General features: G+C 70.0%; 11 protein-coding genes. All 11 read right to left on the bottom strand.

Annotated elements, in window-relative coordinates:
• Positions 1-26 precede the first annotated feature (26 nt).
• The 11 genes from AB0O09_RS01160 to AB0O09_RS01110 all read right to left on the bottom strand — a co-directional run bounded on the left by AB0O09_RS01160 (position 27) and on the right by AB0O09_RS01110 (position 12,746).
• Positions 27-827: a VOC family protein gene (locus AB0O09_RS01160; protein WP_363538926.1), complete on the bottom strand. Its 801-nt coding sequence runs from the start codon at positions 825-827 to the stop codon at positions 27-29.
• A gap of 152 nt (positions 828-979) precedes the next feature.
• A complete protein-coding gene (locus AB0O09_RS01155) occupies positions 980-2,221 on the bottom strand; it encodes a hypothetical protein (protein WP_363538924.1) in 1,242 nt (413 codons plus the stop codon).
• Positions 2,222-2,536: 315 nt separating this feature from the next.
• Entirely contained in the window at positions 2,537-4,312 is a 1,776-nt protein-coding gene (locus AB0O09_RS01150) for a hypothetical protein (protein WP_363538922.1), read from the bottom strand.
• A 4-nt stretch (positions 4,313-4,316) separates the two neighbouring features.
• Positions 4,317-5,177 (bottom strand): nucleic acid/nucleotide deaminase domain-containing protein, encoded by an 861-nt coding sequence (locus tag AB0O09_RS01145; RefSeq protein WP_363538920.1) that lies wholly within the window; start codon positions 5,175-5,177, stop codon positions 4,317-4,319.
• Positions 5,178-5,223: 46 nt separating this feature from the next.
• Complete coding sequence (locus AB0O09_RS01140) at positions 5,224-5,784, bottom strand: SUKH-4 family immunity protein (RefSeq protein ID WP_363538918.1); 561 nt, start codon at positions 5,782-5,784, stop codon at positions 5,224-5,226.
• A gap of 99 nt (positions 5,785-5,883) precedes the next feature.
• Positions 5,884-6,783 carry a nucleic acid/nucleotide deaminase domain-containing protein gene (locus tag AB0O09_RS01135; RefSeq protein ID WP_363538916.1) on the bottom strand — a complete coding sequence of 300 codons (900 nt, stop codon included), beginning with the start codon at positions 6,781-6,783 and terminating at the stop codon, positions 5,884-5,886.
• Entirely contained in the window at positions 6,780-7,505 is a 726-nt protein-coding gene (locus AB0O09_RS01130; RefSeq protein ID WP_363538914.1) for a hypothetical protein, read from the bottom strand. Before AB0O09_RS01130 ends, AB0O09_RS01135 begins: the two co-directional genes overlap by 4 nt.
• A gap of 331 nt (positions 7,506-7,836) precedes the next feature.
• Complete coding sequence (locus AB0O09_RS01125) at positions 7,837-9,330, bottom strand: NCS1 family nucleobase:cation symporter-1 (RefSeq protein ID WP_363538912.1); 1,494 nt, start codon at positions 9,328-9,330, stop codon at positions 7,837-7,839.
• Positions 9,331-9,467: 137 nt separating this feature from the next.
• Positions 9,468-10,484 carry a TIGR03842 family LLM class F420-dependent oxidoreductase gene (locus AB0O09_RS01120; protein ID WP_363538910.1) on the bottom strand — a complete coding sequence of 339 codons (1,017 nt, stop codon included), beginning with the start codon at positions 10,482-10,484 and terminating at the stop codon, positions 9,468-9,470.
• 7 nt (positions 10,485-10,491) lie between these two features.
• The gene (gene hydA, locus AB0O09_RS01115; RefSeq protein WP_363538908.1) at positions 10,492-11,892 is read right to left on the bottom strand and encodes a dihydropyrimidinase; all 1,401 of its coding nucleotides are present in this window, start codon (positions 11,890-11,892) and stop codon (positions 10,492-10,494) included.
• Positions 11,893-11,903: 11 nt separating this feature from the next.
• Positions 11,904-12,746 carry a nitrilase-related carbon-nitrogen hydrolase gene (locus AB0O09_RS01110; protein ID WP_363538906.1) on the bottom strand — a complete coding sequence of 281 codons (843 nt, stop codon included), beginning with the start codon at positions 12,744-12,746 and terminating at the stop codon, positions 11,904-11,906.
• Positions 12,747-12,943 lie beyond the last annotated feature (197 nt).

Raw genomic sequence — 12,943 nt, 5'->3', positions numbered from 1 at the left:
GGCCGCGGTGGCGGGGTCGGCGCCGGTCAGACCGCCGGCGAGGGCTTGAGGACGACGAAGTCCGCGCCGTTCGGGTCCACGCAGACGGCGAGGCGGCCGACGCCGGGGGCGTCCTCGGGCTCCATCTGGAGGCTGCCGCCGTTGGCCTTGACCTTGGCGGCCGCGTCGTCGGCGTCCTCGACGGCGAAGACGGGGTGCCAGTAGGGCGTGCCGCCGGTGAGCACCAGGTGCTCGGGGGGCAGCTGCATCAGTCCGCCCTGCATCCGGTCCTCGGGCAGGCCGGCGGGGGTGATCAGCCAGTAGGTGCCCTCGACGCCGCCGGGCATCGGCATGGCCGAGGTCTGCCAGCCGAAGAGGGTGCCGTAGAACTCGCGGGCGGCCGCGGCGTCCGTGGTGTACAGCTCCGTCCAGTTGAGGCTGACCGGGTCGTCGACCATCTGCAGGCCGGGGTCGCCGATCGGCTGCCAGACGGCGAACTGTCCGCCGAGCGGGTCGGAGAACTGGGCCATCCGGCCTTCCTCGCCCGCGTCCGTCGGGGGGACCCGGACGGTGCCGCCGAGCCGCTGCACGGCCTCGGCGGCGGCGTCCACGTCGGTGGTCTTGAAGTAGATCATCCACGCCGAACGGGCGCCTTCCTCGGTGAGCGGCCCGAGGCCGCCCACGATCCTGCCGTTGTGCTTGAAGGCGCGGAAGTCGCCGCCCTCCTCGTCGAAGGGCTGGGTCTCCCAGCCGAGCACGGCGTTGTAGAAGGCGGCCGTCGCGGCGACGTCCGGGGCGCCGAGGTCGAGCCAGCAGGGGGAGCCGGGTACGAAGTCGGTAGTGATCACGTCTTCTCCCATCGAGAGTGCCACCGCGGCCCAGCCTCCCAGCGCCCGGCGGCCCCCGCCCGTCGGCACGCCCCCCCACCGGGCCGTCCGGGCGGGGACGGCCGGCGGTGGGGGCCGTGGTCGACGGTGGGGCCGGCCGTGCGGGCGCCGGGCTACTCCACGAACTCGGCCTGCGGGAAGCGGCTCGACGGGCCGTCCAGCAGGTGGCTGTCGCGGTGGCGCAGCCCGAGGTCGAAGAAGGCGTCGACGTAGGCGCGCTGGGCCGCGACCGAGTCGGCCGGGTCGATGGTGCCGACCTGGGTCTGCACGGCGGCGGCCGGGACCCGTCCGGCGGCCGCGATCTGCGGCAGCTGCACCTGGAGGTCGGTGTACGAGAGGTGGCCGGCGCCGGTCAGCCGGATGTTGCGGTGCGGGCCGCGGAGGTGGGGCCAGAACGACTGCCAGTAGGGGTCGTCGTGCGTCCACTCGCCGCTGTTCATCAGCAGGAAGGGCCGGTCCAGTCCGTCCGCGACGACGCTGCCGACCGGTCCCTCCTCCCCGAAGTCCAGCCCGCCGTCGAGGTCGACCGCGGCGTCCACCCGGGGGTCGTCGTGCATCACCTGGGCGGCGGTGGCCCCGCCGAGCGAGTGGCCGGTCATGCCGACGGCGGAGAGGTCGATCCGGCCGGCCAGTCCGGTGGGGAGGCGGCGGTGCTCGGCGTCCGGGTTGCCGCCCCGGTCGAGCACCGCGAGCCGGTCCAGCACGAAGCGGGTGTCGGCGACCCGGATGTCGACGAGGCGGCGCGGTGCGGCGCCGGCCGCGGCGGGGTCGGCGGTGACCGTCCGGCCGCCGGGGAACTCCACGGCCAGCGACTCGTAGGTGTGGTCGATCGCGACCACCAGGTAGCCGCGGGAGGCCAGCTCCTCGGCGAGGACGGTGCCCTGGCCGCGCAGGCCGCCGGCGCCGGGCGAGTACAGCACGACGGGCAGGCGGTCCCGGCCCGAGGCAGCGGGCACGCCGGTGCGGGCGTGGGTGAGGGTGCCCGCCCAGTCGGCGGTGTCGGCGGGCAGGCCGAACTGCCGCTGCAGCGAGTCGGCGAAGGCGGCCGCGGTGCCGGTGGACAGCTGGGGCGCCCGTGCGCCCGTCCCGCCGGAACGGGCCGGGTACCAGAGCGTGACCATCAGCTCGCGGGAGCGGCCGGGCTGCCAGGGGTCGGTGCGGTTCGGGTCCACCAGGTGGAGGTCGGTCGTGCCGACCGCGTTCGGGCCGTGCGGCGCCGGAAGGGTCAGGTGCACGGGTGTGCCGGTAGGGGCGGGGTCCGCTTGGGCCACCGGGGCGGCGGCGAACGGCCCTGCCAGCGCGAGCAGGACACAGGCGGCGGCCGTGGTGGACCGCCGGATTCGGTTCGTCGTCATACCCGCACCCTATGCGGCGGGGCTTACCGATGGGTATTGGATTATGGCGAACACCGCTGCGGACAAGTCCGGCTGACGCCACCTCACATGAAGTGTCGCCCGGGTCGCCCGCAACCCGACCGAGAGATGCCTCGCCAGGAGGATCCCACCGAGAACCCACGCATTCGGGCAGGGCGGCCGGAGCCCACTCGAGGTCCGCAAGGCGGGTGGCCGACGCGACCGGGTCGCCGGATCGACGCCGAACTCAACCGCTGACAGGCGTCGGCGACTACGCCCGCCGGTGTCTGAGCGCGGACTCGCAGCGCGACAGGCATGTCATGCCCACACCCTTGAAAGGCTGATACTCATGGCCGAAGCACCGTGCCGTCCTCCGTGCAGCAGGAGGCCACCGGCTGTCAGGTCGAGGGCATCGGCCGCATGGAGCATTGGCATCACGGCCATCCGGCCCTCGAAGATCTGCCAGAGATGGAGTCGTTGATCGGCCCATGCAACGGCAAGGACCGGGCCTGCTTCGGTGTGGGCGAGTGCGAGTGCGGTCGGGACGGAGTTTCGGCGTTCCACCGGCACGGGCATCGTGTCGCCGCTTGCGGAATCCCAGAGTCGTACGACTCCGTCCAGACCCCCGGAAATGACGAGCGTCACTCCGGTTTCGGGCAGGGAGAGGCAGGCGAGGGCGGTGATCGGGCTCTGGTGCGGTGTGCTGGTACGGGGACCCGCGTACAGGTCGGCCAGGGACCAGTAGTGGATGCGCCCTTGGGCGTCTCCCACGACCACCGCGCTGCCGTTGCCCGAGACAGCGGTTGCTCGGCCGCCTTCGGGGGCCAGGCGGAGGGCGTTGTGGTGGAGGGCCGGAAAGTCGGCGCCGACCGGTGCCGTGGTGGACGGTGGAATCGGCACGGCATGGATGGTGCCGTCGGCTTCCAGAGCCAGCACGCAGTCGGGGGCTACCGGGGCCAACTGTACGGGCCTGAGCCTGGGGTCGGTGGAGAGCCGCCGTACGACGGCTCCGGTGGTGGCGTCGTGCAGATGCATCCGGCCGAGGGGATCGCTGGTCACCGTCGGGACGCCCGGCGTGTCCGTCGAAGGAAGTAGCGTCATGGCACCGACGCGTCGGCCCGGCCGGGACCACTGGGCGGTCCAGGGATTGGCCTGCGCGAGGGGCCGCAGCAACTCGCACAGCCGGGCATCGGTGCCGAGCGCCGCCAGGTGCAGGAGAGCGGCCCTTTCGGTGTCGGCCAGCTCCCCGGAGGACAGCTGCGGTGCGGCCCGGTCCCACACGGTGCGCAGCTTCTTGGGCACGGTGATGCGTGGATCCGCGAGGGTCGCCGTGATGGCGGTGGCCGACCCGTGGACGAGGAAACCCGGGTCCCTGAGCAGTTGGGGTGCCGTGCCGGCGGCAAGCGCCTCGTCGAGTGCCTGTTCGCGGTCGCGGGCCGGTGCCGCACGCCAATCCACTGCGGGGGCGGCATTCGGTCCGGCGGTCTCGTCGGCCGTCGAGATCGGCCGCCGATCGGCCGGGGGCTCTCGGAGGACAGTGGTGCCGCCTCCCTGGTCGAGGGTGTCCACCCGGGGTCCGAGGTGCAGGACGAGGGCTGCGTCGGTACCGGGCAGTCGCAGCTGTCCGACCTCGATGGCGGCGCGCACGTGCGGCAGGGCGAGGAGAGGGGCCAGTAGTTCGTCGAAGACCGTGCACGGGTCTGCGGCAGGAAGGTCGGTGGGGCCCCGGCCGGACCGGTGCAGGTCCGGCACCAGGATTCGGACCGGGCGCGGGTCGGCAGCGAGACGGTCGATCACTCCTGCCGGGGACAGCGGGCCGTAGCCGAGTTGGCGGCCCAGTTCCCAGGCCAGTGCGAGGGCGGTCTGCCCCGCGGCGGGGAGAGTCGCATGGATGGTGGTGCGCGGGTCGCCGTCAGAACCCGCGAGGAGCCAGGCCAGCAAATGGCTCTTGCCGGTCTTCGGACCGCCGGTCAGCAGGCACAGGCGTGAGCAGGCGGCGTCCTGGCGCCAGGCCCAGTCGAGCAGGGCCGGTGCGTGGCGGGCGGCGGAACCGGTGACGGGCGGCCAGGCGCTGAGGGCGGGGACGGCGGTCACGGGCTCACATACCTCCGCCACGCTGCGCAGCGAGCAGTTGCCGGATGCCTTCGCGCCGGGAGGCAGCGCTCTCGCCGTACGGGAAGTTGTGGGTCAGCGTTGCGTCGGGGAACATCATCGCCAGCCACATCGAGCAGTAGTGGCCGGGCATCGAACATGCTTCGAGTTCGGTGTGGATGCGGGTGACCTGCTCGGGTTGTACGCCCGCAGCGTCGAGGCTGCTCCACAGACGCTCCTCGGGGTGGAGACAGATCGCTCCCGAGGCCGTGAAGATCTCCTTCTTGCCCTCCTGGTCGACGATTTCGAAGGACGCATAGCCTTCGACGCTCGCGGTGTCGCGGATGTCGTCGAGGACGAGCGGCCACCAGTTCTCCGGGCCGGCGAACGCTCGGGGGTCGGCCTGCCTGAGGCGTTCTTCGAGTGCGGAGAAGGCGGTCGAAGCCACCTCGGGGTCATCGGTGGAACCGATGGTTTCGAGCAGCACGTCGAGTCCCAGCAGCGCGTCGGCGAGAGCTTCCGGAGAGGAGTTCACGAACTTGAGGGGCTCGTCGTAGCCGATCAGAAGGGCGTGCACTTCCCCGTCCGGGTTCGCCACCAGGTCGTAGGCGCGGTCTGAGCCGAGTCTCGCCCAGCTCGCGTGCTCGGCGTCCAGGGGCTGCTCGATGTCGTCGGCGTACTCGCGCAGCGAGACGGGCTCACCTTCGACCGTGTGGAAATACGGGCCCACCTGAAGAGGAAGGAGCAGTGCGGTGATGCGCGTCAGCGCTGCGGCATGGGGCCGGCCGAGGTCGGCCACCGCGCTGCTGAACCGCCTGACCCCGTCCTCGCCGAACCGGTCGACGAGGGGGCTGCTGGGGCTGGTCACGGAACTCTCCTTGACGGGACGGAAGGGCTTGAGGAGCGTCGAACCACTACTGCAGCTTGGTCGACACGTATTGGAGGACGGTCGTCCAGGCGGATTCCGGGTTGCTGAACGCGGTGTCGTCGGCGGCCTCCATCCACGCCCTCAACCGGTTCTCGGCCCCTTCCTCGAACGTGCCGTCACCGGTCTCGAAGTCGTAGTTGGGCCGCTCCACTTCGAGCAGGTAGAGGAAGTAGGCGAAGGCGTCGAGGCTGCGGTTGAGCAGGTAGGGGGCGCCCCCGTCGTCCGGCAAGCAGTAAACGGCCCCGGTCGAGGCATCCAGAACGATGTCGTCGTAGGAGAGGCCGCCCAGGTTGACCCAGTGCGAGGGGTCGAACGACAGGCCGGGGTGGTGCTCGGCGATCTCCTCGAAGCCGATCTCCAGCTCCCCGTCGCAGACCTCCTCACTCACCTCGAACCAGGCGGCCGGCTTGTCGGGAAGCCCGACGTGGCGCAGGAAGTCCCGGGTCGGCCCGTGGGAGATGTCCTGCGCGGCAGCCTCGTCCAGGGTGACGAGCACCTCCGGCGGGAACACCGACTCCAGTTGGGCCCGGTCGACGAGGTATGCCACGAATAATGCCAATCCATGCGGTTTTGCGGTTTCGGACACTGCACTGCGCACGGCGCAGCCTAGCGGAAATTCCCACCAACTGCCAATAAGAGCAGGGATCTAATGGCTCTTGAAGGCATGGTGACTGGGCCGGGGATTGAGATTTCTCAGATGCTGCTCCATCTGCGCGTTGCCGCGCTTCTGCGATTCGTCGGTGAAGCCGTATTCGACGGTGTGGCTCACCCTCACGTGACCTGGCAGGTGGTCGCACATCCACGCGCTGCAGTTCGCCCTACTGGTACAGGGTTCCCGCTCCGTGTAGAGGGCGGTGATGCCCTTCGGGTTTCCGGCCTGCAGGAACGGGATGCCGAGGACGCGCTCGGAGTGCGTGGGGAAACGACTTCGCCCGACGAGAATGAATCCTCCGTCCTCGCCCTCCCTCCCATGCCGCACCGCAGCGTAGTTGTTACTGCTGAAGCTGTACTCGTTTGAGTCCTTGTCCTTGTTGTAGTTGCCGTAGCTCCCGTCCTCGTGGCGTGCCAGTTGTGTCGCCCGCGACAACTCGTCGTGGTCGAAGTCGACCGGGTCCGAGTGCTTCTTCGGACGGCTGGCGCCCTTCGGGAGATCTTTGAGGTTGTACGGGTTCTTCTTGCCCGTCGGCCGCTTGCCGACCTGGTCCTTGCCGTTCAGCTTCAGCGGCAGGCCCTTTCGCTCGTCGGGTGTCAGAGCCCTGGGGCCGCCGGGGGTGAGGCGCTCGATCACCCGGTCGTCGCGGATGCGGTAGACCGGCGTGGTGCCCATGCTGTTCCTTGCCGACTGCAGCGTGGACTTGGGCACGTGAATCGACTGGAGGTGCTTCAGGTGGGCCTCTTCGGCTTCGGCAACGTTCTTGGCCACCTTCTCGCTGCCGTGGGCGACCTGCTTGACCACACCACCGACGGACTTTCCGACGTCTTCACCGATTGACTTGGTGAGCTTCGCGGCGGATTTCTTGATCCCCTTGGCGATGGAGTGGCTCACTCGAACGTCATCCCCTCGGTGGCTGTGACGAACCGCTGCGCGTGGCCGGCGATCTCATCCGCATGACCGTGCAATGTCTGTGCGTGCTTCATGAGCTCAGCCGGATGGATTCGATAGCCCTCACCGCTCGGCGCGCCTCCGGGCACCCCGAGAGCTGCCTCCACCCCCTGGAACACCAGGCCGCTCAGGGCCCGTTCGACAACCGCTTCCAGCGGGCCGCACATCTGCTCCATCAGTTCGCCGATGATCTGGTCCTCCAACTGCTGGAGAAGCGCGTTCACCACCCGCTTGGTCGCTTCGATCAGCAGCGCCTCGGCGGCCTCGGCCGCTCCCAGCGTCGCGACAGCGGCGGCCTGGGCGGCGACGAACTCGGCCGCCATCACTCCCAACTCGGCGATGACCGCCAACTTCGCGGCCACGATGGCGTCCGCGGCCACGTCCAGCACGGTCGCGGCGACGTTGCACACCCGGACGATCTCGGCGATGTGCTCGGAGGACATGTCGGCCCAGCGCTGTGCGAGCACCTCATAGGAGGCGGCCTGGTAGGCCTCCCCCATCTGCCGGATCGTCTCGGTGACGGCCACGTGGGTGCTGTCCATGTTCGAGGCGAACTCGCGTACGTGATCGGCGAACTCGCGGACCTCGTCCTCGTTGACCTGCGGCCAGTTGAGACCGATCAGATTCATCACCCAGACGAGCTCGTCCGGCAGCTCGATCGCCACACTCTCCCCCGGCCGTATTACATGATTGACAGACAACAGGGAGTAGTACGCGTACCGGCAGTGCTTCGGTTCCGGGACGCGGCCGCGGTTCACCAGCAGGCACACCGAAGGGGGAGCCGCAGGAGGCCGCGGTCTGCCTCACGTAATTCCTGGGCGAGGTCGTCCACCGGGCCGTACGTACTCCGCGGCCGGTGCCACCTCTCCGATCCGGTCGGACCGGAGAGGTGACGTTCGTCGGACCGACCCGATGGGTGGCCGTCGACCCCGGCGCCCTCACCTCGCAGTGGCGTGTCGGGGCGGTTCCCAGTGATCCCGTGCTTCCGGCCTGCGGTTATGCGGCGTTGCGGCGGGTGCCCGCGCTCAGTGCGGTGTAGAGCGCGAGCGAGGAGGCGAAGCCCACCGCCCAGCCGTAGTCGGCCAGCGGCTTGAGGAAGGGGATCAGGCCGTCGGCGGGGAAGGGGCCGCCGTAGGAGCCGCCGACGGCGAGGAGGCCGCCGACGACGAGGGCGGTGACGGCCCGCCAGTTCCAGCCGCCGGCGTACCAGTAGGCGCCGTGCGGGCGGTACAGGTCGGCGAGTTCCAGGGCGGTGCGGCGGACGATCCAGTAGTCGGCGATCAGGATGCCGGCCACCGTGCCGAGCATGCCGCCGACCACGCCGAGCCAGGTGAAGATGTAGATCTGTGGGTCGGAGATCAGCTTCCACGGGAAGATCACGATGCCGACCACGCCGGTGATGACCGCGCCCGTCCGGAAGTTCACCAGCTTCGGCATCAGGTTGGACAGGTCGTAGGCCGGGGACACCACGTTGGCCGCGATGTTGACGGACAGGGTGGCGATCAGCACGGTCAGCAGGGCGAAGAGGATGCCGACGGTGGAGTCCATCTTCGCGGCGAGTGCGATCGGGTCCCAGATCGGCTCCCCGTAGACGGCCTGGGAGCCGGAGGTCACCAGGACGGACAGCAGCGCGAAGAGGGTCATGGTGGTGGGCAGGCCGAGCGCCTGGCCGCGGATCTGGGCCTTCTGCGAGCCGCCGAAGCGGGTGAAGTCGGGGATGTTCAGCGAGAGCGTCGACCAGAAGCCGATCATGCCCATCAGGGCGGGGAAGAAGACCTTCCAGAAGTCGCCGTCCCAGCCGAGCTTGGAGGGCTGGTCGAGCAGCGGGCCGAAGCCGCCGGCCTCCACCGAGATCCAGATCAGCAGGGCGAGTGCGCCGACGATGACGAACGGCGCCGCCCAGTTCTCGAACCGCCGCAGGGTCTCCATGCCGCGGACGATGATCGCCATCTCGATCGCCCAGAAGATCAGGAACGACAGCCACTGCGTCCACGGATAGCCGCCGAGGTGGGAGGCGTTCTGCCAGCCGGAGCCGAGCAGCTTGCCGGCGAGCAGGAAGATGCCCTCGCCGCCGATCCAGGTCTGGATGCCGAACCAGGCGCAGGCCACCGCCGCGCGGATCATGGCCGGCAGGTTGGCGCCGCGCAGGCCGAACGAGGCCCGGGCGAACACCGGGAAGGGGATGCCGTACTTGGTGCCGGCGTGCCCGGTGAGCAGCATCGGGACGAGCACGATCAGGTTGGCCAGCGCGATGGTGAGGACGGCCTGCTTCCAGTCCATGCCGAGTGCGACGAGGCCGGAGGCGAGCGTCCAGGACGGGATGTTGTGGGCCATGCCGACCCAGAGGGCCAGGAAGTTGTAGGTGGTCCAGCGGCGTTCCGCGACGGGGACGGGTCTCAGGTCGTCGTTGGCGAAGCGGGGGTCGGAGAGGTCGGTGCCGGGGGCGAGTTCGATCCGGCCGTCGGGCTGCACGGACTGGGTTGCGGACACGGGCTACCACCTTGTGCGGGGGGACGGCCCGGCGGCCGCCGTGGGGGGCGGCCGCCGGGGAAGGTGATGGTGCGTCGGTGCGGGTGGTCGGTGCGGGTGCGCGAGGGAGTGCGGGTGCGTCGGGCGAGCGCCGGGGGTCAGGCGAGCGCGGGGATGACGCTCTTGCCGTAGGCGTCGATGGTGGGCTCGATCGCGTCGTGCATCGCGTACACGGCGAACTGGTCGACGCCCAGCGCGCGGAGCTCCTCCAGCTTGGCGAGCTGCCGCTCGGGGGTGCCGATCAGGCAGAACCGGTCGACGATCTCGTCGGGGACGAAGGCGGTGTCCGGGTTCCCGGCCCGGCCGTGGTGGCTGTAGTCGTAGCCGTGCCGGTCCTTGATGTACGCGGTGAGCTCCTCCGGGACCATCGCGGAGTGCTCCCCGTACCGGGAGACCAGGTCGGCGACGTGGTTGCCGACCATGCCGCCGAACCAGCGGCACTGCTCGCGGGCGTGCGCCAGCGCCTTTGGCGAGTCGTCGGCGGTCACGTACGCGGGGGCGGCCACGCAGATGGTGACGGAGGCCGGGTCGCGGCCGGCCTCGGCGGCGGAGTCGCGGACGGCCTTGACCATCCACTCGGTCAGGTAGGGGTCGGCGAGCTGCAGGATGAAGCCGTCGGCGACCTGTCCGGTGAGGTGCAGCGCCTTGGGCCCGTACGCGCCCATCCAGACCGGCAGCCGGGAGCCCTCCTTGACCCACGGGATGTGGATCTCGGTGCCGTCGACCTCGACGGTGCGGCCCTCGGCGAGGTCGCGGATCGCGTTGATCGCCTCGCCGAGCATGCCGAGCCCGGCCGGACGGCGGCCGGCCACCCGCTGCGCCGAGTCGCCGCGGCCGATGCCGCACACGGTGCGGTTGCCGTACATGTCGTTGAGGGTGGCGAACAGCGAGGCGGTGACCTCCCAGGTGCGGGTGGCGGGGTTGGTCACCATCGGGCCGACGATCATCCGCTCGGTCTCGGCGAGGATCCGGCTGTAGATGACGAAGGGCTCCTGCCAGAGCACGACGGAGTCGAAGGTCCACCCGTGGGTGAAGCCGGCCGCCTCGGCGCGCTTCATCCGGTCGATGAGCAGGCGGGCGGGCGGGTCGGTCTGCAGGACGAGTCCGATGTCCACGGGGCTCCTAGCGGTCGAGGTACTGGCAGGTGGCGCGCGGCTGGTAGCGGCCGTGGCCGGCGCGTCCGAGGTAGTTGTCCCCGTCGATGACGACGGTGCCGCGGGAGAGCACGGTGCGGACCTTGCCGGTGATCCGCCTGCCCTCGTACGCCGAGTAGTCGACGTTCATGTGGTGGGTCTCGGCGGAGATCGTCTGCTCCGCGTTCGGGTCGTAGACCACGACGTCGGCGTCGGCGCCGGGGGCGATGGTGCCCTTCTTCGGGTAGAGGCCGAACATCCGGGCCGGGGTGGCGCAGGCGATCTCGATCCAGCGCCGGCGGGTGAGGTGCCCGTCGACGACGGCCTGGTGCAGCAGGTCCATCCGGTTCTCGACGCCGGGCAGGCCGTTGGGGATCTTGGAGAAGTCGCCGCGGCCGAGCTCCTTCTGCCCGACGAAGCAGAACGGGCAGTGGTCGGTGGAGACCACCTGCAGGTCGTTGGTGCGCAGGCCCTTCCACAGCTCGGCCTGGTGCTCCCTGGGCCGCAGCGGGGTCGAGCAGACGTACTTGGCGCCCTCGAAGCCGGGCTCGGCGAGGTTGTCGGTGGAGAGGAAGAGGTACTGCGGGCAGGTCTCGCCGAAGACCGGCAGGCCGGCGTCCCGGGCGCCGGCGATCTCGGCGACCGCGGAGGCGGCGGAGACGTGCACCACGTACAGCGGCGAGCCGGCGACCTGGGCGAGCTTGATCGCCCGGTGGGTGGCCTCGGCCTCCAGCAGCTCGCGGCGGACCTCGCCGTGGTAGCGCGGGTCGGTCTTGCCGGCGGCGAGGGCCTGCTCGACCAGGACGTCGATCGCGATGCCGTTCTCGGCGTGCATCATGATCAGGCCGCCGTTGTCGGCGCCGCGCTGCATGGCCCGCAGGATCCTGCCGTCGTCGCTGTAGAAGACGCCCGGGTAGGCCATGAACAGCTTGAAGGAGGTGACGCCCTCCCCCACCAGCAGGTCCATCTCCTTGAGGCTGGCGTCGTTGACGTCGGCGAGGATCATGTGGAAGCCGTAGTCGATCGCGCAGTTGCCCTCGGCCTTGGCGTGCCAGGCGTCCAGGCCCTCGCGGAGCGAGGCGCCGACCGACTGGACGGCGAAGTCGACGATCGTCGTGGTGCCGCCCCAGGCCGCGGCCCGGGTGCCGGTCTCGAAGGTGTCGGAGGCGGAGGTGCCGCCGAACGGCAGTTCCATGTGGGTGTGGGCGTCGACGCCGCCGGGGATCACGTACATCCCGGTGGCGTCGATCACCCGGTCGGCCGTCCACTCGGCGGCGCTGCTGCCGGCCGCGGCGAGGGCGACGATCCGCTCGTCCTCGATCAGCACGTCGGCGTCCAGTTCCTCGGCGGCGGTGACCACCAGGCCGCCGCGGATCACGGTGCGGGTCACGGGCGCTCCTCTCAGGCCTGGGTGAGCGGGCCGTAGGCGTCCGGGCGGCGGTCGCGGTAGAAGGCCCACTGCTGGCGGACCTCCTCGATGGCGCCGAGGTCGAGGTCGCGGACGACCAGCTCCTCGTCCTTGTCGGAGGCCACGTCGCCGACGAACCGGCCGCGCGGGTCGACGAAGTAGCTGGTGCCGTAGAAGTCGTTGTCGCCGTACTCCTCGACGCCGACCCGGTTGATCGCGGCGATGTAGTACTCGTTGGCGACGGCCGCGGCGGGCTGCTCCAGCTTCCACAGGTACTGGGAGAGGCTGCGGCTGGTGGCCGACGGGTTGTAGACGATCTCGGCGCCGGCCATGCCGAGCGCGCGCCAGCCCTCCGGGAAGTGCCGGTCGTAGCAGATGTACACCCCGACCTTGCCGACCGCGGTGTCGAACACCGGCCAGCCGAGGTTTCCCGGCTTGAAGTAGTACTTCTCCCAGAATCCCTTCACCTGCGGGATGTGGTGCTTGCGGTACTTGCCGAGGTAGCTGCCGTCGGCGTCGATGACGGCGGCGGTGTTGTAGTAGAAGCCCTGCTGCTCGACCTCGTAGACCGGCACGACGATCACCATCCGCAGGTCCCGGGCCAGGTCCTGCATGCGCCGGACGGTCGGCCCGTCCGGGACGGGCTCCGCCCAGGAGTAGTGCTCCGGCTCCTGCACCTGGCAGAAGTACGGGGCGTTGAAGACCTCCTGGAATCCGATGATCTGGGCGCCCTGCGCCGCCGCCTCGCGCGCCGCCTTTTCGTGGGCGGCGACCATCGTTTCCTTGTCCCCCGTCCAGGCGGTCTGGAACAGCGCTGCCCTGACGACTCGGCTCATCTCAACTCCTCGCAGAAGTCGGTGTAGACCGTTGACATTATGAGTTTCACACCCCGAGGTGCAGTACCACGCTGTAACGCTCTCCCGTGTTGTGCGTTCCGCGGCGAAACCATGATCGGATGTAAATCGGATCCGGATGACGAATGGCGCCCGACGGGGTTACACCGGAGTTTCCGATGGGGATGATGGATGAATTC

Source organism: Kitasatospora sp. NPDC093679 (assembly GCF_040683455.1).
In the GTDB taxonomy this organism is placed as follows: domain Bacteria; phylum Actinomycetota; class Actinomycetes; order Streptomycetales; family Streptomycetaceae; genus Kitasatospora; species Kitasatospora arboriphila.
Note: the sequence above shows the minus strand (reverse complement) of the source record. Positions and strands in the feature narration are given on the sequence as shown.